Source organism: Streptomyces sp. NRRL S-118 (genome assembly GCF_000716335.1).
Lineage (GTDB): Bacteria > Actinomycetota > Actinomycetes > Streptomycetales > Streptomycetaceae > Streptomyces.
On the sequence record NZ_KL591002.1, the window covers coordinates 436,815 to 457,724 of the forward strand.

At 67.9% G+C, this 20,910-nt stretch carries 19 protein-coding genes and 3 tRNA genes; 5 read left to right on the plus strand and 17 right to left on the minus strand.

The genetic code is table 11. The annotated features are described in order from the left end of the window. Nucleotides 1-33: 33 nt before the first annotated feature. The 12 genes from IH00_RS0105480 to IH00_RS38795 all read right to left on the minus strand — a co-directional run bounded on the left by IH00_RS0105480 (nucleotide 34) and on the right by IH00_RS38795 (nucleotide 12,524). Nucleotides 34-321: a hypothetical protein gene (locus IH00_RS0105480; RefSeq protein WP_031070166.1), complete on the minus strand. Its 288-nt coding sequence runs from the start codon at nucleotides 319-321 to the stop codon at nucleotides 34-36. Further along, nucleotides 321-1,370: a major capsid protein gene (locus tag IH00_RS0105485; protein ID WP_031070167.1), complete on the minus strand. Its 1,050-nt coding sequence runs from the start codon at nucleotides 1,368-1,370 to the stop codon at nucleotides 321-323. Before IH00_RS0105485 ends, IH00_RS0105480 begins: the two co-directional genes overlap by 1 nt. Before the next feature lie 14 nt (nucleotides 1,371-1,384). Beyond that, entirely contained in the window at nucleotides 1,385-1,801 is a 417-nt protein-coding gene (locus IH00_RS0105490) for a K structural protein (RefSeq protein ID WP_031070169.1), read from the minus strand. Nucleotides 1,802-1,905: 104 nt separating this feature from the next. Next, nucleotides 1,906-2,613 carry a hypothetical protein gene (locus IH00_RS0105495; protein ID WP_031070171.1) on the minus strand — a complete coding sequence of 236 codons (708 nt, stop codon included), beginning with the start codon at nucleotides 2,611-2,613 and terminating at the stop codon, nucleotides 1,906-1,908. A 128-nt stretch (nucleotides 2,614-2,741) separates the two neighbouring features. After that, nucleotides 2,742-4,448, minus strand: a complete 1,707-nt coding sequence (locus IH00_RS0105500) for a hypothetical protein (protein WP_158827688.1) — start codon at nucleotides 4,446-4,448, stop codon at nucleotides 2,742-2,744. Between the two features lie 147 nt (nucleotides 4,449-4,595). After that, nucleotides 4,596-6,131, minus strand: coding sequence for a pentapeptide repeat-containing protein (locus IH00_RS42635; RefSeq protein ID WP_158827690.1), 1,536 nt, complete (start codon nucleotides 6,129-6,131; stop codon nucleotides 4,596-4,598). Nucleotides 6,132-6,281: 150 nt separating this feature from the next. Beyond that, a complete protein-coding gene (locus tag IH00_RS0105505; RefSeq protein ID WP_052411179.1) occupies nucleotides 6,282-7,775 on the minus strand; it encodes a terminase large subunit domain-containing protein in 1,494 nt (497 codons plus the stop codon). Further along, nucleotides 7,772-8,305, minus strand: a complete 534-nt coding sequence (locus IH00_RS38790; RefSeq protein WP_052411180.1) for a hypothetical protein — start codon at nucleotides 8,303-8,305, stop codon at nucleotides 7,772-7,774. Before IH00_RS38790 ends, IH00_RS0105505 begins: the two co-directional genes overlap by 4 nt. A 25-nt stretch (nucleotides 8,306-8,330) precedes the next feature. Then, the gene (locus IH00_RS0105515) at nucleotides 8,331-9,233 is read right to left on the minus strand and encodes a ParB N-terminal domain-containing protein (protein WP_158827692.1); all 903 of its coding nucleotides are present in this window, start codon (nucleotides 9,231-9,233) and stop codon (nucleotides 8,331-8,333) included. 2 nt (nucleotides 9,234-9,235) lie between these two features. Continuing rightward, a complete protein-coding gene (locus IH00_RS0105520) occupies nucleotides 9,236-10,570 on the minus strand; it encodes a putative antirestriction adenine methyltransferase (RefSeq protein ID WP_031070182.1) in 1,335 nt (444 codons plus the stop codon). A gap of 134 nt (nucleotides 10,571-10,704) precedes the next feature. Continuing rightward, nucleotides 10,705-11,106 (minus strand): DUF488 family protein, encoded by a 402-nt coding sequence (locus tag IH00_RS0105525; protein WP_031070184.1) that lies wholly within the window; start codon nucleotides 11,104-11,106, stop codon nucleotides 10,705-10,707. 275 nt (nucleotides 11,107-11,381) lie between these two features. Next, the gene (locus tag IH00_RS38795; RefSeq protein WP_052411182.1) at nucleotides 11,382-12,524 is read right to left on the minus strand and encodes a ParB/RepB/Spo0J family partition protein; all 1,143 of its coding nucleotides are present in this window, start codon (nucleotides 12,522-12,524) and stop codon (nucleotides 11,382-11,384) included. An 845-nt stretch (nucleotides 12,525-13,369) separates the two neighbouring features. Between IH00_RS38795 and IH00_RS42640 the strand changes: the two genes are divergently transcribed. Together IH00_RS42640 and IH00_RS0105540 are read left to right on the plus strand one after the other, a co-directional pair. Beyond that, nucleotides 13,370-13,912 carry a hypothetical protein gene (locus tag IH00_RS42640; RefSeq protein ID WP_158827694.1) on the plus strand — a complete coding sequence of 181 codons (543 nt, stop codon included), beginning with the start codon at nucleotides 13,370-13,372 and terminating at the stop codon, nucleotides 13,910-13,912. 5 nt (nucleotides 13,913-13,917) lie between these two features. Beyond that, complete coding sequence (locus IH00_RS0105540) at nucleotides 13,918-14,685, plus strand: hypothetical protein (protein ID WP_031070188.1); 768 nt, start codon at nucleotides 13,918-13,920, stop codon at nucleotides 14,683-14,685. Here the strand turns inward: IH00_RS0105540 and IH00_RS0105545 are convergent. Beyond that, nucleotides 14,682-15,656: a recombinase family protein gene (locus tag IH00_RS0105545; RefSeq protein ID WP_031070190.1), complete on the minus strand. Its 975-nt coding sequence runs from the start codon at nucleotides 15,654-15,656 to the stop codon at nucleotides 14,682-14,684. The genes IH00_RS0105540 and IH00_RS0105545 overlap by 4 nt on opposite strands. A 107-nt stretch (nucleotides 15,657-15,763) precedes the next feature. Further along, nucleotides 15,764-16,024 (minus strand): DNA-binding protein, encoded by a 261-nt coding sequence (locus IH00_RS0105550; RefSeq protein ID WP_234334774.1) that lies wholly within the window; start codon nucleotides 16,022-16,024, stop codon nucleotides 15,764-15,766. A gap of 164 nt (nucleotides 16,025-16,188) precedes the next feature. Between IH00_RS0105550 and IH00_RS37050 the strand changes: the two genes are divergently transcribed. Continuing rightward, nucleotides 16,189-18,078: a site-specific integrase gene (locus IH00_RS37050; protein WP_039946272.1), complete on the plus strand. Its 1,890-nt coding sequence runs from the start codon at nucleotides 16,189-16,191 to the stop codon at nucleotides 18,076-18,078. 148 nt (nucleotides 18,079-18,226) lie between these two features. On the opposite strand, the gene IH00_RS0105560 is transcribed toward IH00_RS37050, so the two are convergent. The 3 genes from IH00_RS0105560 to IH00_RS0105570 all read right to left on the minus strand — a co-directional run bounded on the left by IH00_RS0105560 (nucleotide 18,227) and on the right by IH00_RS0105570 (nucleotide 18,694). Further along, nucleotides 18,227-18,303: transfer RNA gene (locus tag IH00_RS0105560), tRNA-Ile, on the minus strand. 240 nt (nucleotides 18,304-18,543) lie between these two features. After that, nucleotides 18,544-18,616: transfer RNA gene (locus tag IH00_RS0105565), tRNA-Asn, on the minus strand. A 5-nt stretch (nucleotides 18,617-18,621) separates the two neighbouring features. Then, nucleotides 18,622-18,694: transfer RNA gene (locus tag IH00_RS0105570), tRNA-Asn, on the minus strand. A 171-nt stretch (nucleotides 18,695-18,865) separates the two neighbouring features. On the opposite strand from IH00_RS0105570, the gene IH00_RS0105575 reads away from it, so the two are divergent. Together IH00_RS0105575 and IH00_RS0105580 are read left to right on the plus strand one after the other, a co-directional pair. Continuing rightward, a complete protein-coding gene (locus tag IH00_RS0105575; RefSeq protein ID WP_031070195.1) occupies nucleotides 18,866-19,165 on the plus strand; it encodes a YtxH domain-containing protein in 300 nt (99 codons plus the stop codon). A gap of 57 nt (nucleotides 19,166-19,222) precedes the next feature. After that, a complete protein-coding gene (locus IH00_RS0105580) occupies nucleotides 19,223-20,671 on the plus strand; it encodes an FGGY family carbohydrate kinase (RefSeq protein WP_031070196.1) in 1,449 nt (482 codons plus the stop codon). The last annotated feature ends 239 nt before the right edge of the window (nucleotides 20,672-20,910 follow it).

Genomic DNA, 20,910 nt, shown 5'->3' on the forward strand with positions numbered 1-20,910 from the left:
GGGAATTGGCTCCAGGCCGTGCGCGTGAGCGCATTACGCAGAGGTCGAGCGTCCCCGTCGCGACGCTGGCTTCTTCGCTCCGCCCGCGCCGGCCGTCTCCTCCTGGCCGTCGCCCTTACTCTCGGGCGGCTCGGACTCCTCCACCGCGACTGCCTCGTCCGGCTCGTCGCAGTCGTCCGGCGGCACCTCCCACGCGTCCGGGTTGGTGATCAGCACGGCGACCTCCGGGGCCGGGCAGTCGCCCGGCAGCAGGACCAGTTCCTCCCTCGTGGTCGGGTCCTGCACGTAGACCGCGGCCTTCAGCCGCCTGCGGCCCGCCATCACAGGACCTTCGCCACGATGTGCGCGTCCGGGGTGTGCATGACGGGCATCCCGACCGCAGCGCCCTTGGTCCAGATCTGCACGGGGTCGTCCTGGACACCTCGGGTGATGATCAGGCCGGGAGCGTCCTCCCGGATGATCTCCGGGTTCGTCCCGCGCGACAGCACCAGGGCCTCCGCGGTCACCCCGTACATGGTCTGCGCCCACTTCTCCCGCTCCGGCGGCACCAGAATCCACAGGTCTTCGGGCAGCACCTTGCGGGGCTTGCCGTCCACCCGCACCTGGGCCTTGTAGAACTGGATCGGCGGCAGGCTGTAGTTGCCGCGCACCACGTTGATCTGCTGCGGCGTGAGCGTGGCCGTCGGCGTGGTCGACGGATTCACGCTGCCGTAGTACGCCGCCCTGTAGGCGTTGTTCGCCGCCAGGTAGCTGAACGCCTTCCGGCTGGTGATCACCAGCTCCGGCTCCGGCGCGCCGATGTCGTCCAGGTGCTGGAGCCACCGCAGCTCGTCCGCGATCGGATCGGAGGCTGGGTCCGACCACGGGATCCGGGCAACTGGCATGTTCTCGGCGGGGACGTTCCAGTCCACCTCCAGCGTCAGGCCGTTCTCCTGCTCCAGCGTGAACCGGCCGTCCACGAGCACGTCGCCGGCGGCCAGCTCCAGCCGGGATCGGATCGCTTCGACGTGCCGTTCCACGTCGTCGTACAGCAGCTCGATCAGGCGGTCCTGGTCCGAGCCGTGCGACGCCTCCAGCAGGATCTGCTCCTGCTCGGAGACGACGAGCTTCTGGCCCAGCGCGGGCAGCGCACCCTCGCGGGACGTCTGCCACGCCTCACGGGTCGCGAACGGCACCGAGGCGTTGAACGCCCGGTACTTGGCGACGTTGACGTACCGGCCGGAGTCCTTCGTACGCCACTTCACCTCCCGCATCTCCACGGTCGGGAAGATCGTCTGCGTGAGCAGGAAGTCCTTCGGAGATGGGATCGCCCTGGCGAACGCCGTCAGGTCCATGACCGAGACGTCCTTGAGCAGGTCCTGAATCGTCACAGCTCAGCCCCCGCTCACACGAAGCGGATCTGCGCGGCACGCGGGTGCCACACGAGCTGGGACACGTCGATGCCGCCCGGCACCTTCGACGCCTTCACTGCGCCGTGCCACAGCAGCGCCGCCGGAACACGGGTCTGGCCCGGCGCGAACGGGGCCTCGGCGATCACGAAACCCCGAAGGATCTGACGGCCGCAGTGCGCCTCCGGGTCGTACGGACCGTACAGGCCGGACTCCGCGACCCTGCCGACCGGCACACCGGACAGCACCCGGCCGTACGGATCGCAGCCGTCGCCGCACACGTAGTGCGTGCCCTCGCAGAACAGGTTCAGGTCGAGGGTGATTGTGTCGACGGAGTCGGTGCCGTGCAGGGACGCCAGCCACTCGCGGTTGGCGGTCGTGTACTCGGACGTCGAGACGGGCTGAATGGTCATGTGCGTGTCTCCATGGACGCTGCGGTCAGAATCCGCACACCGCCCACGGAGGCGATGCCGTCCACGAAGTTCAGGGGGCGTGGTCCCCCAAGGTCTGCCTGGGACTACCGGGCGGCGGAGTCGCTGAACTCCGGGATCAGGCCACGGCGCTTGGCCATCTCCAGCCCGGCCGAACCGGGCTTGGACACCGAGGCCGTACGGGTCGGGCCGCGACCGGCCGGCGCGCCCGCGGGAGCGGCCGGCACAGGCGGGCGGACCCCGCCGAACAGCTCAGGGCGACGTGCCCGCAGGGCCTCGGCCGCCGACTGGATCTGCCCCTCGTCCGCGTCCTCGTCGTCCACGGCCAGCAGACGCTCCGCGTCCACCAGATCGTCACCCTCCGCGCCGAGAGCCACCAGCGCGGCCCGGCGAAGCGCCGCCCTCTCCCGCTCGGCGGCCAGCTCCTCCCGGCGCACGGCCTGCAACTCCCTCTCGGCAGCCGCCTGTTCCCGGCGCTCCACCTCCGACAGCGCGGCCTGCTCAGCCTCCCGCTGCGCGGTCACGAACTCTGTGAGCGCCTTCGGGGAGTCGAACCCGAGCGTGGACAACAGCCGCTTGATCGCAGCCCGTTCGCCCTGCGCCTTCTCGCGGGTGAGCATCTTGCCCAACCGGTCCTGGGTGACCGTGACCTGCTGCTCCTGGCCGCCGCCGTCCGGGGCGTCATCGAGCTGGTCGTTCGTCTCGTCCTCCGACGAGGCACCAAGAATCGGGTAGATCGGCCGCCCGTCACGGCGGTGGCCGACAGGACGGCGAGAGGGCAGGGGCCGGACCATACATCTCCTCCAGAGCGCGCCCCCGCGCTGACGGCCAGTGTAGCCACCTGCGCCGACACGGCCATGAGCCCTGTCCGACTGCCCCCACAGGATGGCCTCGAACAAGGAGGCACCAACCCGAGGCCGCGTCACCGGCCCGCCTCCACCGGCTCCCGCTCGATCACCTTCCCCGCCGGCTTCCGCACCCCGGCCGCCCCCGACCCGTCGTCTTCCTCCTGGTCCTCGTCGTCCACGTCGCGCCCGTGCCTAGCAGCGGCCTCTGCCGTCCGCACTGCGGCCTCCTGCTCCGCCTTCGCCCTAATCCGCTTCACCTCCTGCGAGGCGTCCTTGATCGGGTACCCGGCCTCCAGAAGCATCGCCACCGCCGTCTCCAGCGACAGCACCCCCGCCCCGTACGCCTTGACGACCTCCTCCAGCACCGCGCCTCGGTCCGTCGGCGTGTGCGGCGCCCACGCCAGCCGCGCCGGAAGCGTCTCCCCAGCCGCCCAGCCCTCCGCACGCCCGGCCTGGTACAGCCGCTGCACCATCTTGAACAGCAGCCGGTACTTGTGCTCCCGCGCCAACCGCATCATCCCGATCAGCGCATCCAGCGGCCCCAGCGCCAGCTTCAGCGCGTACCCCGACGGCACCTCCGTGGCCTCCAGCGTCCCGAGCCCGGCCGCCGTCACACGGCTGTTCGCCGCGATCCGCTCCAGCAGGTGATCCACCCGTGCCCGCAGCTCGGCCAGCTGCGGCGAGGTGTCCAGGGCATCCATCCGCCCGGTTTCGCCGAGCTGCCACACCGCACCGGCCTTCACCTGAAGCTCCTGCGGCTTGCCCGTCGCCCGGTCTACCGGCAGCCGCGCACCCGCGAGCCCGATGATCGGCGTGCCCGTCGTGGCGGACGCCGCCGAGCTGTCCGAGTCGGTGGCCGCGAGCTCATCGAGCGCCTGCAGAACCCGCGCGAGAATCGAGCGCCCCCAGTGCTCCCCGCCGTCCGGGATCGTGTTCGCGATGTGGATCACCGGGACGAAGTCGATCATGAGATCCAACCGGTTCAGCTCCGTGCCGTCTGGCCTCACCCGGTACGTGGCCTTGTCCATCGGCAGCCGGTCCAGCGCCTCACCGTTCTTCAGGTCCTCCAGCAGCCACTCCGCGTCCGTGAGGTAGCACGTCACGTTGGACGTCCAGCCCTGCTCCCACGGGTACTGCCGCCCTCCAGTCGCCGCAGCGTCGCCGTCGGGCTCATCCTCGGAGATCGGACCCAGCTCGTACGTCACCCGGCGTACCCGGGCCTTCAGCCCGGCATCGTCGTCCGCCGGCAGTTCCCACGCCAGATGCACCCGGCTGGGGAAGTCCTCGTCCTCGTCGTCCCACTGCGGGAAGAAGAACCCCGGATCGTAGACCCGCAGCGTCGGCCGCTGCTTCTCCGGGTTCCACGCCAGAACCATCACGCTGTCCCCAAGCAGCACCGCCGCCCGCTCGGCCTGCTGCACCCGGAACGTCAGCAGCTCCTTGTCCGCCCACTTCCGCAACCGGTCCTGCACTGCGGCGGCCTCCGCCGCACCGGGTGTCGGCGTCTCCTCGTTGGCGTGCTCCGCCCCCTCGACGGCGACCTTCTGTTCTGAGCCAAGGAGGTAGCCGAGCGCAGTGTCCACGAGGTTCGCGGCGTCGCCCAGCTCCCGTCGCTCCAGCGCGCTCGCATCGCCACCGGCCGCCGCGAGCTGCCCGGCCTGGTTGTTGTCGTACGAGGCCAGCACCTTGTACGCGGCCAGCCGCCGCAACTCGTGCGGCGGCACCCAGGTCTTGGCCAGCTCCGGAAACGCGCGGCTGCCCGGACGCCCGGCCTCTGCCATCACGGGTTTGTAGTTGAGCCACGACCACGCATCGACAAGGAATTGACGCAGACCCACTGCACTTCCTTCGGTTGGGTCCCGCGCCTTCGTCTACCTTAACTTAACGCCCTGGAAGGGCGGCAGCACTCACCCTACCTCGCCTTGTAATCATTGCGGGGAGCGAAGAATTCTGCGCTTCATCCTGATATCAACACTCGGCTCTGTCGTTAAATAATTCGCCAGATAGAACGGCGATTCCTCGTCGAGTGAAACTCCGTCAAGAGAGCAACGTTTACACCTAGCCAGTCTCAGGTTGAAGTCGCCGAAGGCATGCGATCCGCGCATATCAAGCTCACCAACAACAGAGGCTCCCTGCATATCCAAGCCACCGAGAAAATGGCCTTGGACAAGTCGAGCGACCCCCTCGAAGTGAGCATCACCGAAGAAGCATTCGCCACACACCTTCACCCCGCTCAGTTCAACAGACTCGCCGATAACCGCCCCTTGAAAGCTTGCAGCTTGCTTGAACTCTGCTACCTCCCCCGCACAAGCACGGAACACATACGGATGATCGTCCGATCGCCCGCCGAACGAGGAAGCTCCGTCTAGGACACATCCGGCAAATCCGCAGTCATCCCTGACGCAAGTCTGCGAGAAGTCCAGCATCGAGAAATACGAGTCGGCACAGGACAGCAGTCCGCAAAACTCTGCGCCCTGAAAATCGGCAATTCCGTCCACGCTGCAGTGACGCATCATGACATCACCCAGCACCCGGGCGTTCCTAATCTTCAAGGGCCCGTGGATGTTAGCCTTATCGAGCCGCAGGGAACCGACGTCCACGCCGGAAAGGTCGAGTTCAATAAGCTCCGCCCCTGCCAAATCTATTGCCCACGACCTATCGACGGTGTGGGCAGGAGGAAGGAAGGACCGCAGCATGTCACCCAACTTCAATTCGACCTCAACAGCCTCATAGTTTCCGACATCCTTTAGGTCGTCAAGGGCAATCCGGCCGACGTGCTTGAGAAGTCCGCATGTAACCGCGACGACCAACGCTGCATCGTCTTCCGAACTACCATAAATGGCCCTCATCGTGGCGAAACCAAGTGGAACTCGCGCAGGGTTCAACGATTCCACGTGCCCTACAGCCTCATAGAGCAGTTCATTTGCCGATCTCGGCTGTGCGTCACCGCCTTCCTTCATGCCCCGCAAGGTGTCCCGAATATGATTGAGATGTGCGATAACTGTATACCCGAAGAGTGGGCTTTCATGCTTTGACGCCTCCCTGTCTATGCGCTTAGGGAACTCGACAACGAAGCGATCGAGGACATCCTCGGCAGGCAGAGACGTAGTTGACAGGTCCACCCAGCCATGATCTTTCAGTCTATCGACGACTTCCTCCACAAATTTCGCGGATGTCAACTGGCCAAACTCAGCGAGTCTCTGCTGGTAGACGAAGTCCATAAGCAATCCGGAATCAAATGCTTCGTCTATCAGGCTAGCAAGATGCCGAACTTCCTCATCGCTTATCGACCGCCCTTCGGTTGCCTCCAATACTGATGCGCTCAGCGCCTCGCACGCAATCTTCGCAACCGAATTGAGCACCGGCCTCTCGCCTCGGACTCTCTTCCAGGCAGCCTTACCAGCAGCCCCTGCGAGAGAGCCAAGAATCCTTCCCGCCAGCCCCAGAATAGCTGCAGATTCCACAGGCAATTTGCCTCCCGCAGGCTGCCGTCCGCGTTGCGAGCGCATTCGAAACAGGCATGCGCAATCCCAGTCTGCTACTCCTACCTTCGCCCTGCATGTGGATCACGCTGAGTCCCACTTTCCAAACTCTTGGAAGAGTCGAAGCGTGCTTCACCGGCGCCCAGCAAACCTTTGGTCATCCCCTCTTCGTGGAGGTGGCATCGTCGGGTCAAGGAATAGGTCCCACAGCGCCCACACCGCCGAGTCCAGGAGGTCCGGCGAGTCCTCCGTTTCCCCCTGCCCGACGAACGTCGTCATCTGCTCCTCCAGCTCCGCGAACACCCGCGCCGAGCCCACGTGATGCACACGCGCCTGCTCGTACAGCTGCGCTGTAGGCGCCGCCCGCGCTCGCTTCCCGCGCGTGGCGTGAACGATTCGCCAGTTCACCGTTGGGTCCACCTGCTCCAGGAGCGCGGGCAGGTAGTCGCCGCCGTTGTTCGCCTCGATGACCACGCAGTCCGCCCGGTGCTCGTGGTACAGCGTGGCGGCCCGCTTCATCGCCTGCGTCGGCGTGTACCGGTCCTGCTCGCAGTGCAGCAGATACGCGCGAGGCCGGTCGTCCCCGAACATCGTCTCCACCGGGAACCCGCGTCCCGCCACCGTGAACGCGGTCATGTCCGCGTTCTCGTGGCTCTTGGTCGCCGGGTCCACGGACACCACCACGCGCTGGAGGTCCGGCAGATGCTCGGGCCGGGGCCGGAAGCCCTCGACCTCCAGCATCCAGCCCTTCCACAGCGCACCCTCCACGTCCTCGAGTAGCTCGCCGGACAGCTCCTGACGGCCCAGTCGGGTGCCGGCGTATTCCTCCTCCAACTCCTCGCGGGCGGCCGCCGACAGGTTCGCGTCGTTCTCCCGCATGTGCCCGCGGGTCAGCACGACCCGAGGCTGTGGTCCGCCCTCCTGATACGCCTTCTCCTGCTCCCGGCCGCGCTCGACCAGGCGCTTGACGTGCGGGAGCGGCTTGGGCGTCGTGGAGATGACGACTTGCGGGGTGTCCGCCTCACGCAGGCAGAACCACAGCATGTCGTAGACCTCTTGCGCGGTGTGCCGTGACCAGGCCGCGTATTCGTCGCACCATGCCTTGTCGAACGCCCAGCCGCGCAGGTTGTCCGGCGTCTCCGCCCCGAATCCGCGGATCAGCGTGCCGTTCACCAGGCGCAGCGTGGTCTCGCCGAGCGACGAGTTGTACTTCGCTACCTCCTCCGGCGGGAACACCGACAGCAAGCCGCTCTTGGGGGACTCGAAGCAGATGTCCCGTACGAGCGTCGCGTTCTTCGCCACCACCGCGATCTGCAAGCCCGGTGTCTGCGCCCACTTCCGGACCGTCTCCGCAGCCGTCCGTGACTTGCCCCAGCCACGGCCGGTGAGCAGCATCCACACCGTCCACAGCCACAGCGGCTGACGCTGCGCCGCACGGGCATGGTGGTGCAGCCACCCCGCGTGGGGCAGCCCGTCACAGTTCGGAACCTCGCACGCCCACCTGCGCGCCGACAGCTCATCGGCCCGTACCAGCGCCGCGACCTCGGCCTTCAGCTGCTCGTCGCTCATCACCGACGGGTCCGCGAACCCCTCGACCATCCGCCGCTTGGCCCGGCCGCGGCTCACTGCGCGCCCTCCGACAACCGGCGCTCCAGCTCCCGGCGGAGCTGATCCATCCGAGCCCGGCGCTCCTCGTCCGACAAGGAGGCCACGTCCACGCCCTGGTCCCGGTCCTCGACCGCCCCGGCCGTCGGGGCCTCACCCACGGCCCGGCGCTCGATCTCCGCCGCGACCTGGATGTAGCGCAGCAGCTCCGACGGCGACAGCTCCCGCGGGTCGAGCGTCTGGAGCCGCGCAACCGCCTTGCTCTGGACGGCCTGCGCCAACTTCGCGTGCCTGCGGGCGATGTCCCGCCGCGTCTGCGCCTGCTCTGCAAGGAACAGCCGGTCCTGCTCCCGGTCGTAAGCCGCAGCCCGCATCACCCACGCGAACTGCCGCGACCACCGGCCCAGCAGAGACCGAGACTTATCCAACTCCCGTGCTGCCCTCGTGACACTCCGCGCCGGGCCGAGATCGCGGTACACGGCGAACGCCTCGAACGCCTGGACCGACTCCCCGCTCTGCCGCTCCCAGGACTCCACGGTGCCCTCGGCCACCGCTCACCTCCTGGCCGACGGCCGACTAGTTGCTCTGTGCGGCCAGGACTTCCAGCGCCCGCCACGGCTCGTCGGCCGGCACGGTGCCGTCCTGCACCATCCGGTCGATGGCCGCCCGCACGACGGCAGCCGTCTCCACCGGCACGTCCCGAACGCCGAATACCGTCTCCAGCGGCGCCGTCCCCGACCGGGTTGCCTCCCCGGAGTCCGTGTCGAACCAGCCCTCGGCCAGCTCGCCCAGGTGCCGCTCGAACACAGCGAGGATCACGCCGAGCGCCGTCGCGCTGTTGCCGATCTTGTACGCGGCTCGGGAGGTCTCCAGCGCATCGAGCACCGGCTCATACTGCTCCAGCCCGGCCACCCAACGCCGGTCCGCCGTCGCCGTCGACCGGGCCGCGTCGAACGCGGCCTCGGCCCGCTCCAGCTCATCGGGCAGGAACATGAACTGCACGGACGCGAAGTCGAGGTTCGCCTCGCCCAGGGAGGCGACGTCCACCTTCTCCAGCAGGTCCAGGACCTTGTCGTCCAGGCCCGTGTACTGCCGCCACTCCACCGACTCCAGCTCGTCGTACAGCTCCTTGAGGATCGCCGGATCGTCCTGGCCTGCGATGGCGTTGTGCGAGAGCTGGAGGGCGATCTGCCGCTGGCGGGGCAGCGGCTCGTCTATCTGCATCCACCAGATCTGCGACAGGCCGGCCTCGATCGCGGCCAAGGTGCGGTGGTTGCCAGACAGGACGACCAGCCGCCCCGTCTCGCGGTCGTTCCACACCAGCGGCGTCGAGGTCAGACAGCCATCCCGCTCGATGTTCGCCACGAGCTGCCGGAACTGCTCGTGCGGCAGGAACCGCGCATTGACGTCGAGCAGCGTCAGCGTGCGCGGATCGCCCTGCACCATCTGCGGCGGGGCGAGGCGAGTGGTCTCTTCCACGGTCAGACTCCCGTCTTCGTCGTCGGGGCGCCCCACCGCTTCGCCCACATCTGAAGGGCCTCGGCCAGCGTGTGCTGGCCCATCGCCCCCTGGTACTGGAGCTGGAACTTCCAGCCGTCCTCGTTCGACGGGCCGCGCTTGTGCAGCCGCAGCAGCCCGCGGTACTTCATCGACACCGGGTTGTTGCTGAACGCTGTCGTCGCCACCCTGCGGATCCGCCGCGAGAACGCCCGCTGGCACAGCAGCTGCGCTTCGCTGGACATGGCCGCGAGCACGATCAGCTTCGACAACCGCGGGTAGTCGGTCGGTGCGACCGCGAAGTCCGAGAGCACGTACGCCTCGTCGGGAGAGAACGTGCTCGGAGCCATCGCGAACACGCCCAGGAGCCGCCCCCGGCCGTCCTTCACCGCAACGGCCAGGTTCGCCGCACCCGGCGCGATCCGCGGGTTGAGGTAGCGGGAGCGCAGCGCGTTGAACTGGCCAGGCTTCAGCAGCGACAGCGTGAGCGGGCCGACCAGTTCGTCACCCTCGCGCAGGCGGGGGACCTTCACCGGCTCGATCGGCTGGCGCGGGGCGACGATCCTCGTCCGGGCCTGGCTGGCGTACACGTAGAAGGGAGCGGCGCGCGGCGTCACCTTGATCACGCCACGCAGGTACGGGTGCAGCTCGGGAACGTCGTGATTGGAGGCCGTCAGCCAGTACGGCCGGTCCGTGATCGCGCCGAGCACGCTGACCACGTCGTCGTCGGACAGCGGCTCGTACTCGGGCGCGTCCCAGGTGAAGTGCGCCTCCAGCGGCTCATACAGCTTCTCGTAGCCACCGCCGTAGAAGGGAGGGAAGGAGCACACCGGGGCGTCACGGGGAACCTTGTGGAGCCAGGAGCGCACGTCCTCCACCTCGTACGAGGCGAGTTCGATGTCCGAGCCGGACAGCCGCTCGACCGTCTCCGCGTGCTTGACCTTCCACTGCTCCCGGTAGGAGCGGACGACCCGCTCGTGCCACAGCCCCTCGCGGCCGACGCTGGCGAGGAACCGCGTGCCGAGCATGAGCGTGGCGACGGTGCCGACCCCGTCGTCCAAGAAGTCCGCGAGCCAGCCGAGTTCGTCTCGGCTCTCCTCGCGGAGCTGGATGCCGACCGGTTGCCGGGTGAGCCACCGGCCGACCGCGCTGGTGTAGATGGAAACGTCTGAGGAGTGCAGGGCGAAGCCCATGCCGGCCACGCTGCGCTCGATGGTGAAGTTGCCGCAGCACGGGATGTACACCGGGCCGCTCGGCCAGCCGCTGGCGGTCTCGCGCACCATGGAGCGCATGGGGCCCGGGATGGTGCCCTGGAACATCTCTCGCCTCCCGACGAACGACAGCGCCCGGCCTCGGCAGGGTGCCGCGGCCGGGCGCTGCGCTGGAACCTTACACAGGGAGCAGGCAGCCCCTTGAAATAATGTCACCTATTTCTGAGGCGCGGCTCCGACGCTCAGATCAAGGTGCCCTGCTGATCCATCGGGGACAGCTCCCGCACCTCGTCTCCCGTGACGTCCTTCCACCAGGCGGCGAACACGCGGCGGTGGCACCACAGGCCCGGCTTGGCCAGGTCCTCGAAGCAGAGCAGCACCAGTCGGTGATCACCCTCGGCCTGCGTGATCTGCCGCAGCCGCGCGGCGATCCGCTCGGGCCCGAGCTGGTCGAGGTCGGCCCGGTAGGCCGTCGTGAACTCGGGCTCAGACTGGGAGAGGTAGTCCCGACGCGGCGCGAGCTCCCGCACCGAGTGGGTGAGGGAGTAGGGGAGTTTGAAGCGGGGAGCGCCCAGGGTGATGCGTACCGGCACCCCTTGCGGGCGCTGGAACGCCTGGAACCGGTTGGTGAACAGAGTGAGCACGTAGCCATTCCTTTCATGGTGCTCAGATGCCGGGGTGCGTCGGCGTCGCCGCCGGCGGCCCCCAGTGACCGATGATGCCGCCCGCTCGGATCTTGGGGGTCTGAGCGGCACCGGGCGCGTAGGGAAAGCCCCCCTGCGCGCCCGGCTCGGGCCGAAACGGGTTGGAATTCGGAGAGGAATTCAAGCGGAAAGAGGCGCGGTCGGAATTCCGGCCGCGCCCACTCACCCAAACCCACAGGAGAAGAGGGGCACGACCGCCGCCGCGCCCCTCCGGCCTACTTCACTGCCGCTTCCGCCTTCTTGGCAGGCGTCCGGCGCGCCGGGGCCTTCGCACCCGCGGCCGTGCGCGCCGCGGGCTTCGGGCCGGGCTTGGCCGCCGCCTTCTTCGCCGTGGACTGTGGCTCGTCCGCCGCCTTCGCCTCCGGCTTCTCGGCCTTCACCTCCGGCTTGGCCGCCGCCTCGGACTTCTTCGCAGCCGCCGCCTCCTGCTGGACCTCAACGGCCGCCTTGTTGAACTCCTCGGCCATGGCCCGCTGGATGCCCTGCGCCTTGCTCAGCAGGTTCCGCACCATCTGCACCTTGGCGTACAGGCGGCCGACGACCCGCAGGTGACGGGCGAGGTCGTCACCGAGGATGACGGCCAGGTCCTCCGGCTTCTTCTCCGCCAGCTCCTCCAGCAGCGGGATCAGCACCTCCTCCGCCTTGCCGAGCCCGTCCTTCGTCTTGGCCTTGGCCTTCTTCTGCTTCTCCTGCTCCTCGGCCGTCGGCGCCTTCTCGTTGGTGAGGGAGGTCTGCTGCTCCATCATCTTGAGGCCGTTGGCGAAGTGCTGCGCCTCGGCCTCGCTGTCGAAGTCACCGCGCACGTACCGCATGGCCGCCACCATCTGGTTCGCCGGGTTGAGCTGGGCGATGTGCCAGGCGAGGTTGTTCTTGATCTGCCCCTGGTCGACCATCTCGGCCACCTCGGGGCGCAGGGTGAGCAGGCCCAGCCGCCAGGTGATGTGCGTCTCCGTCTTGCCGAACTGCTTGGCGATCTTCGCCGGAGTCCATCCGGCGGCCTTGAGGTCGGCGTACGCACCGGCCTCCTCCATGATCGTCATGTCCGCGCGGTTGACGTTCTCAGCGATGCTAAGGACGTACGCCTCTTCCTCGGTGGCGCCCTCGACGACCTTCGCCGGGATGACCTCCAGGCCGGCTGCCTGGCAGGACCGCCAGCGCCGCTCGCCCGCGATCAGCATGTAGGGGACCTTGGCGCCCTCGACCGGCCGGACGACGACCGGCTGGAGGAGGCCGTTCTCCTTGATGCTGTTGGTCAGTTCCTCCTGCGCCTCCCCCGAGAAGAACTTCCTCGGCTGCTCCGGGTTGGGGGCGATCTCGCTGACCTTGATATTGATGAACTCGCCCTTGATGTCAGCCATTGTCCCGCGCCTTTCGTGAATTCCGTTAGGGTGTTTCCCTTTGTTCTTACACTTATATCTTAATGGCGGATACCGCCAAAGCAAGTTCAGAACTTTTTTAATTCAAGGGAATTCAGAAAGGGGAATTCACTGCATTCCCGAATACCCCTCCCTGGGTGCGGACATGAGAGAGCCCGCCACGACCAAGCGGTCACGGCGGGCTGGCTCCCGTCACGCACCCCGACGGCCGCACCGGACGGCCAACTCCTCGCCGGGCGGGGCGCGGGGGGTCGGCCGCCCGGCGAGGAGTAGGGAAGGACGCCGCTGACGCGACGCTGCCGTGCGGGACTCCTGCGGCTGCTGCACCCGCCCGACATGTCAAAACGTACAGCAGCAGCTCAAAAATGTCACCTATCTTGCCTCCGCCTGGGCGCTGGTCACCCTGTGACTCAACAGCACCCATCCTTTTGCAGGTCGTCGCCTGGCTCCCTGCCGCGCATACCGGCCTGCCACTCCAGCAGCTTTCGGGCCTCCTGGCGGGTCGAGACGCCTGCCCCACCCCGAAGCAAACACGGGGGCTGCTTGGCCAGTTCAGCGATCCGCCGCTCGTCGATTTCGGACATGCGATTCCTCCCGTGAACGGCAAGCGCGCCGCCTTCGCCCGCCCAGATGCGACTTCCTCGACAGCCCACCAAGAGGCAGGCAACGGAGCGCGTGACGCCCGCAGTTCACCCGCCGGCTCCCCCGAGGAAACTGTCCAACAAACCCTATAACCCCTCCGAGCTGCGAGGTATCGTAGAGGCAGGGACGATTGTTACCGGCCAGTCACCTGCGGCGAGCATACGACACGGCCAGAGAAGGCGGACATGACAGACACCACTGACCGGCGTCAACTCATGAGCCTTGCCTCGAAGTTGCTCGTCCTGCTGCGACTGCGCCGTGATCCGGACGGGTTCACTCCCAGCGCCCGGGACGTCGCAGATGCGACGACCCCAGCGGGACAGTGGAAGCCCCTGCTGTCGCACGGCACCGTCAATAGCCTGATGAACGGCACCAGTAGCAACCCCAGATCGTCTACACTCACCGCGCTTGCTCAGGCACTCGACGCCCCGGCCGCGTTCCTGCTCCCAGGACGGGAGTGGGACGACCTCGCAGCCCTGTCCGTGTATCAGGAGCGCCCAGAGGCCCGCGAAGTCCTGCGTTTAATGCAGGGCCTTGAAGTGCAGGACATTCTTGAAATCAGTTCAAAGCTCCGGGAGATCCGTGGTCGCAGGGGACTACCCGAAGAGGTCCCCACGATCCCCCCACCTCCCCCCGGCGTCGACCAGCCCCGCGAGGGCAGACCACGCCGCCGGCTGAGCCTGCACGAAGCCGCTGAGAGGGCAGCGGATGATCTGGAAGGACGTTGAACCTCTTGGACGGCCTCATCTACGGCGTCTGTGCCCTTGTCACAGCCGTTAGCGCGGCGATACGCCTGCACTACACCCGTAAGCGCCGCAGTCAAGCGATCTACCGCATCGCCCATAGGGCGAGGGTGTCGGCGTTCGCAGCCTGCTTCGTCGGCTCGCTCCTGGCGATCCCCACAATCGCCGAAGCCGTCGATCGACTCATGGACTTCAACGAGGTCTCATCCCTCGTCTCGGACCTCGCCGCCGTTGTCTTCTGGGCAAGCCTCCAGGTCATGATCGTGGACTGGACGCACTCACGAAGCCACGTACAGACGGGAGTCGCGGTGCGCATCTTCGCCGTGTGCTGTGTTGTCGCGGCGATGATCTGGGAGTTCCACATGGCGGACACCGCACACACTGAGCTGTCCACGGCCTACGCGCGTAGCGCCGACGTCAGGCTGTACCTGCTCACCTACCTCGGCTTCACAGCCGTTGCTGGGCTGGAAATCGGCGCCTTCTCTACTGGGCTGGCCGTTGCGGCCTGGCAGCAACGACGCGCAGCAGCAACCGGACTGTCCATAGCTGCCGCCGGGGGCATCTTCGGCGTCGCCCATGCACTCAGCCGGAGCGCGTACATCATCGCGGACCGGACCGGGCACGCCTGGCCGCTGTCCGTCGAAAACGCCGTCAGCCCCGCTTTGGCGGGGCTCTCCATCATCTGTGTGGCCACCGGTCTCGCACTGGCCACCATCGGCTACAACATCAGCCCCAAAGGCGCGCGCCGTGCGGCTTAAGCGGACTTCTCCTCAGCCTCCGCGCCCCACCGGCGCCAATGCAGTGCCACCCGGTCCGCGTCCACGGTGCGAGAGCCCCTGGACGCGGCCGGGTACACGGCCACCCTCTCCAGCATGAGGACCAGGACGCCCTTCTTCGCCTTCATCGGCGCGTGCTTCCACCAACGCACGAGATCCGGGATGTCGCCCACCGGCACGTGCTTGGCCTGCTCCAAGAAGCGAGCCTTCGTCTCACCCTCACGGATCAGATGCTTGAGCTCCTTGTCGGCCGCCCTGAACGCCTTGAGCGACATATCTGACGACCGCGCGTAGTCCTCTCCCAGCTTCTTCTGCCGACGGCGCGCGGCAGCCGCCTCCCTGCGCAACACGGCGGCCTGGGCCAGCAGTTCATCTCGCGCCTGACCAATCAGCGCGCTGACCTCCGGCTTGGCCAACTCCGCCAGCACGTGCTCAGCGACGTACGTCTCCAGCAGATCAGCATTGATACGGACCTTGCCGCACCCGCCCGGATGCTGCGCGGTGCTGGGCGCACACCGGTAGCCGCGGCTGCCTCGGTTCGAGGGAGAGGAGCCCAGCGAAGTCGCGCACAGCCCGCAGGTACCCATCAGACCCGAAATCAGATACTCGCGCTGTGGTGCCCGCTGCTTGTCGGGGTCATGGACAGGGCGCATGGCACGGATGGCCTCGAAGTCCTCCCGAGGGATGATCGCGGGGCCGCCCGTTTCGACGAGGTTGCCGTTCTCGTCTTCCTCCAGGCCGGCGATGGCCGGGTGATCGAGCACGTTTGCCAGGACGTCTGGCTTCCACAGGCCACCGCGCGTCGTGCGGTACCCCTCGGCGTTCATCCACTCCGTGATGGCGGGATAGGGCTGCTTGAGCAACCGTCGCGAGGCGGCAGCACGAATGCCCTCCGCCTCGCTCTCGCGCACCCGCCGGTACGCCATGTCCTCAAAGCCGTACAGCCTCGGCATCTCCTCGCCCCTCCTACCGACCCCCTTTAGTGAACTAGTTTACCGAAGATAGGTCACATTGTTGGAAACTCAACAAACACCCCAGGATCACGCGCCGCCTCCGTCGATCACGTACTCACCCCCGCGTCCCGGCGCTGCTCGATGCCGAGGACCTTCCACAGCTCCACCGTTGGCACCCGGACTGTGCCGCCTAGCGGGAGCGTCCGAACAGGGAACTTCCCATTGCGGATCAGCTCGTACGCCTTGTCTCGGCCAATTCCCAGAGCACGCCCGGCAGTTGTCACGTTGACCGTGGCCGGAAGAGCCAGCAGCTCCTCCAGACCCATCGCTCCGGCCGAAGCCTGTCCGCCCGCTTCCTGAGCAGTCATCGCGTTGGTCGCAATCTCCCCCGCGCCAACTTGTCAGCAACTTTACAACGCTGTCCGACACCCCCAGCAAGATCAAGAGAGATCACGCCAGACACGTACGGACACGTACGCACGGCGACGACTGGCTGTGATCCAAGCAACAGTCAACAGGGAGCAGGGGTCGGATGTTCGAGCCGAGCTACTACAGGCGGTGCCAGTGCAAGGGACCACTCAAGGACAAGAAGGGCAACCCCGTCCTCGACGCCGACGGCAACCCCAAGATCGGATCCATCGGCACGACGTGCCCCAAGCTAGGCAAGGGGCACGGTACCTGGAACTTCTACTTCGAGCTCGAACCAGCCGAGGGCGGCGCCCGCCAGCGGGTACGCCGCGGCGGCTTCGCCAAGTTGGAAGACGCCAAGAAGAAGGCCAGGGAGATCTACGACGCCGCCATGGCCGGCGGCGACGTGCTGTCCGATGAGAAGTGCGGCGACTTCTTCCTGCGATGGATCAAGGCGAAGAAGTCCCTGGCCCGTACGACCCGCCACGGCTACGAGGAGCACATCAACAACTACCTCCTCCCGTATCTCGGGCACATCAAGTGCCGCGACCTCAAGGTTCGGCACCTCGACAAGATGTACGACGCGATCGAGCAGGAGAACGCCCAGCGGATCCTCCGTCGGCTCCGTGTCGACGAGCTCCAGAAGAAGCGCGACGCCGCGCACCGGGCCTGGGTGAAGACGGCGGGCTATGCCAAGAAGGAGGAGCGCCGCGCCGCGCGCCGGGCATTTCTCGACGCGAACGCAGAGCTGCGCGAGGGCAAGAAGGGGCTGCGGAAGGTCACCTCCGCAGCCACGATGCACCGCATCAACGACACCCTCAGCTCGGCACTGTCCTGGGGCATCAAGCGCGAACAGCTCTTCCAGAGGAACTGGGCCCAGCTCGTGGAGCTGCCGCCAGTCACTCGGCCCAAGCCGCTCGTCTGGACTCCCGAGCGCATCGAGCACTGGAAGCGCACCGGCGACAAGCCCGGCCCGGTCATGGTCTGGACACCGGAACTGACCGGCCAATTCCTCGACTTCGTCAAGGACGACTGGCTCTACGAGCTGTGGCACAGCTTCATCTTCCTGGGCCCCCGCCGCGGCGAGATGGCCGCTCTGCCCTGGACGGAGGTCAGCCTCGATGCCCTGTGGCTACGGATCTCCCAGCAGATCGTCGAGGTGGCGTACGAGCTGTACGGAGAAGCGCCGAAGGCCGACAGCGTTCGCACCCTGTCCCTGAGTCTGGAGTCCGGGGACCACCTCGCCGCCTTTCGCGCGAAGCAGGAGAAGCAGCGCCAGGAGTGGGGGGACGCCTACGTCGAGAGCGGCCGGGTGTGGACGCATGAGAACGGCGAGGCGCTGCACCCCGACTGGATATCCCGACGCTTCACCCGCCTGGTCGAGCAGTCCGGCCTGCCGCCGGTCCGCCTCCACGACCTGCGCCACCTCGCCGCCACCCTGTCCCTGCTCGCCGGGCACGACATCAAGGTCGTCCAAGAGAAGCTGGGGCACTCCTCGCGCCAGATCACCTCCGACACGTACACCAGCGTGCTGCCCGAGATGCTGCGGGCCGAGGCCGAGTCGGTCATGGCCGTCGTACCCCGCGACGTGCCCTTCCAGGTGCGCACGCCGCTGGCGATCCCCGAGACGGCGTGGCGAAACGACATCGCGGTCTTCTTCGCCCACGGTGCACGCCAGTCAGGTGACACCTGGGTCGTGGGAGCGCAGGCCCAACCCGACTCCGATCTCCTCGGCGTGATCACCCTCGCCGGCCGGGGCCAAGACGACGCCGCCAACGCGGCCGTGAAATGGATACGCGACCACTGCACCGCACACGACCTGGAGATGGTCCGGGCCGAGAACTTCAACGACCGGTACCCGGAGGAGCAGCGAGCCGACTACTCGCTCACGCGCTTCACGATCGCCCGCTCCGAGTCTCCAGGCCTGGACGGCTGGACGCTTCCGACAGGCTTGCCGCCCGCAGCATCCCGGACCGCCCGCCGGGCCTCGAAAGGGCGCCGGAAGGCGGCGTGAGGGCGCTTCTGTCCACTGGATCGCCCCCGCGTCCACTGTGTGTCCACTGGATCTTGGTCTGAACGTATGAACGGGGGGCACCACCTTGGAGTGGTGCCCCCCGTTCATACGTTTCCGCAGGTAGAAACGGTTCTCCCCGCGTAGTGAGTGGTGGGGCGGGTGGGACTCGAACCCACGGCCGACGGATTATGAGTCCGCTGCTCTAACCGGCTGAGCTACCGCCCCTTACGGCGCGTCGCGCACATTTGTGCGCGCCGTCTGCCGCAGCATAGCCGCTCATACGATCTCCTGCTCCGGATGGTCGGCATCGCACGCCCATGAGGACTGTGCCGAGCCCCGTATGGTTCCCTGTCCTGCGAGAACGTCCCGAAATGATCGTGGAGCATCCTGCCGAAGGAGCCGGGAAACCGAGGGAGCCGGGAACGCGAAAGAGGACCCCCTCCCGGAGGTCCTCTTCCGACACCGCTCCCCCGGCTGGACTCGAACCAGCAACCCTCCGGTTAACAGCCGAATGCTCTGCCAATTGAGCTACAGGGGATCGCGCTCCCCCGACTGGACTCGAACCAGTAACCTGCCGGTTAACAGCCGGCTGCTCTGCCAATTGAGCTACAGGGGATTGCTGCGTTGCACCGAACGTACCTCCCAGGGACCTCCCCGGGCGGCGCGCGCTCGCTGCGACACATACATTAGCGCAAGCAGGGGGGTGCTCCGCCAATCGGTATCCCGGGATGATCCCCGGCCCTCAGGGTAGGCGGCCAGCACCGACGCCTTCGGAAGGGTGGCAGCCATGCGGTACAAGCTGACGTTCATCGTGGGACTGGCCCTCGGGTACGTGATCGGCACCCGGGCCGGACGGGAGCGGTACGAGCAGTTGCGCAAGACCGCGCGCGACTTCTCGCAGAACCCGTCGGTGCGCAACGCCGCCGAGTCCGCCGCGCACACCGGGCGGGAGGTGGCCGAAAAGGCGATGCACGCCGTGAGCGACAAGGTCGGCGACCGGATGCCCGACTCGGTCGCCGAGCGGGTGCGTTCGCTCCGGGAGCGCGGCCACGGCGGCCAGGACGAGTGGGGAACCAGCAATACCTAGGATGTGGACCCGTCGGACGCGCCGGGACATGCCCCGAGTGCGGCAGAATCTATGCCCATGGGGATAGTCGCCGGGTTGGACAGTTCGTCGGGTTTCACGCGCATCGTCGTCTGCGACACGGACACGGGTGCGGTGCTGCGGCAGGGCTACGCACCGCACCCCGTCGACCCGAAGGCCACCGAGGTGGACCCGCAGGCGTGGCTGCTCTCCCTCGGGGAGGCCGCTTCCGGCGGCCTGCTGGAGGGTGTGCAGGCCATCGGTGTCTCCGCGCAGCAGCACGGGCTGCTGCCGCTGGACCGGCAGGGTGCCCTCGTGCGCCCCGCGCTGGTCGGCAACGACAAACGCGCGCAGGTCGCCGCCGCGGACCTCATCGAGGCCTTCGGCGGCCGTCAGGCGTGGGCCGAGGCCGTCGGCTGCGTACCGCAGGCGGCGCAGCCGGTGGCGAAGCTGCGCTGGCTGGCGCGTACGGAACCGGAGGCCGCCGCACGCGTCGCGATGCTGATGCAGCCGCACGACTGGCTGGTGTGGCAGTTGCTGGGCCGCCCGGTGCGCCGGACCACCGACCGGGGCGCCGCCTCCGGGACCGGGTACTGGTCGGCCGGAGCCGGTGCCTACCGGCCCGATGTGGTGGAGCTGGCGCTGGGGCACCAGGCCGCGCTGCCCGAGGTGCTCGGGCCGGCCGAGGCGGCGGGGATGACCCCCGAGGGGCTGCTGATCTCCGCGGGTACCGGCGAGACGATGGCCGCGGCGCTCGGCCTGGGGCTCGGTCTCGGTGACGCGGTGGTGTCGCTCGGCGCCTCCGGTTCGGTGATGGCCGTCCACCACGAGGCGCTCGCCGACCCGCACGGGATGATCACGGCGTTCGCGGACGCGGCGGGCATGCACCTGCCGGTCGTGTACGTGTCGAACGCGGTCCGGGCGCTGCGCGGGACCGCGGAGATGCTGGGCGCGGAGAGCCTGGAGGAGCTGTCGGCGCTGGCGCTCAAGTCGACGCCCGGAGCCTCCGGGCTCGTGCTGCTGCCGTACCTGGAGGGCGAGCGGACGCCGCAGCTGCCGCACACGGCCGGCACCCTGAGCGGTCTGCGCCGTGAGTCGATGAAGCCCGAGCACCTGGCACGGGCGGCGTTCGAGGGCATGCTGTGCTCGCTGGCCGAGGCGATGGACGTGCTGCGCGGACGGGGCGTGGAGGTACGGCGGGTGTTCCTGCTGGGCGCGGCCGCCGAGCTGCCCGCCGTGCAGGCCGCCGCCCCCGCGATCTTCGGCGCCCAGGTCGTCGTACCGCAGCCCGCGGACTACGCGGCGCTGGGCGCGGCGCGGCAGGCGGCCTGGGCGCTGGGGGTGTCGCACGGCATGCTGTCGCCGCAGGCGCCGCCGGCCTGGCAGTCCGCCGCGATGCAGGTCTTCGAGCCGGGCGAGGAGCTGGCGATGGGACAGGCGGTGCGGCAGCAGTACCGGGCGACCCGGGACCAGCTGCACCCCGGCGCGTTCGCCGCGTCGCAGGCCTGACGGCCGCCGCCGGTGGCCTCCCGGACGCACGCGTACCGCGGGTGATGCGGGCGTGCACGTACGACGGGTGCACGGGGGTGCGCACGTACGGTGCCTGCTCGGGGTGCGCGGGTCGGCGCGTGCCGCACGCCTGCCCCACGGGCGCGTACCCGCGCGCGGGCAACGCCTCCGCGCGCGGGGCCGGGTGCTCGTGAGCGTCGGGGAAAACGGCTCGTAACGCGCCCGGCCGGGGGGAGATA

What these genes read in the sequence shown, in the direction of transcription:
- IH00_RS42640 (WP_158827694.1), top strand. Translation starts at nt 13,370, where the DNA reads ATGACAGACACCACTGACCGGCGTCAACTCATGAGCCTTGCCTCGAAG.
- IH00_RS0105575 (WP_031070195.1), top strand. Translation starts at nt 18,866, where the DNA reads ATGCGGTACAAGCTGACGTTCATCGTGGGACTGGCCCTCGGGTACGTG.
- IH00_RS0105500 (WP_158827688.1), bottom strand. Translation starts at nt 4,448, where the DNA reads ATGGCAGAGGCCGGGCGTCCGGGCAGCCGCGCGTTTCCGGAGCTGGCC.
- IH00_RS0105490 (WP_031070169.1), bottom strand. Translation starts at nt 1,801, where the DNA reads ATGACCATTCAGCCCGTCTCGACGTCCGAGTACACGACCGCCAACCGC.
- IH00_RS0105495 (WP_031070171.1), bottom strand. Translation starts at nt 2,613, where the DNA reads ATGGTCCGGCCCCTGCCCTCTCGCCGTCCTGTCGGCCACCGCCGTGAC.
- IH00_RS38795 (WP_052411182.1), bottom strand. Translation starts at nt 12,524, where the DNA reads ATGGCTGACATCAAGGGCGAGTTCATCAATATCAAGGTCAGCGAGATC.
- IH00_RS0105550 (WP_234334774.1), bottom strand. Translation starts at nt 16,024, where the DNA reads ATGACTGCTCAGGAAGCGGGCGGACAGGCTTCGGCCGGAGCGATGGGT.
- IH00_RS0105580 (WP_031070196.1), top strand. Translation starts at nt 19,223, where the DNA reads ATGGGGATAGTCGCCGGGTTGGACAGTTCGTCGGGTTTCACGCGCATC.
- IH00_RS0105480 (WP_031070166.1), bottom strand. Translation starts at nt 321, where the DNA reads ATGGCGGGCCGCAGGCGGCTGAAGGCCGCGGTCTACGTGCAGGACCCG.
- IH00_RS0105545 (WP_031070190.1), bottom strand. Translation starts at nt 15,656, where the DNA reads ATGCCGAGGCTGTACGGCTTTGAGGACATGGCGTACCGGCGGGTGCGC.
- IH00_RS37050 (WP_039946272.1), top strand. Translation starts at nt 16,189, where the DNA reads ATGTTCGAGCCGAGCTACTACAGGCGGTGCCAGTGCAAGGGACCACTC.
- IH00_RS0105520 (WP_031070182.1), bottom strand. Translation starts at nt 10,570, where the DNA reads ATGTTCCAGGGCACCATCCCGGGCCCCATGCGCTCCATGGTGCGCGAG.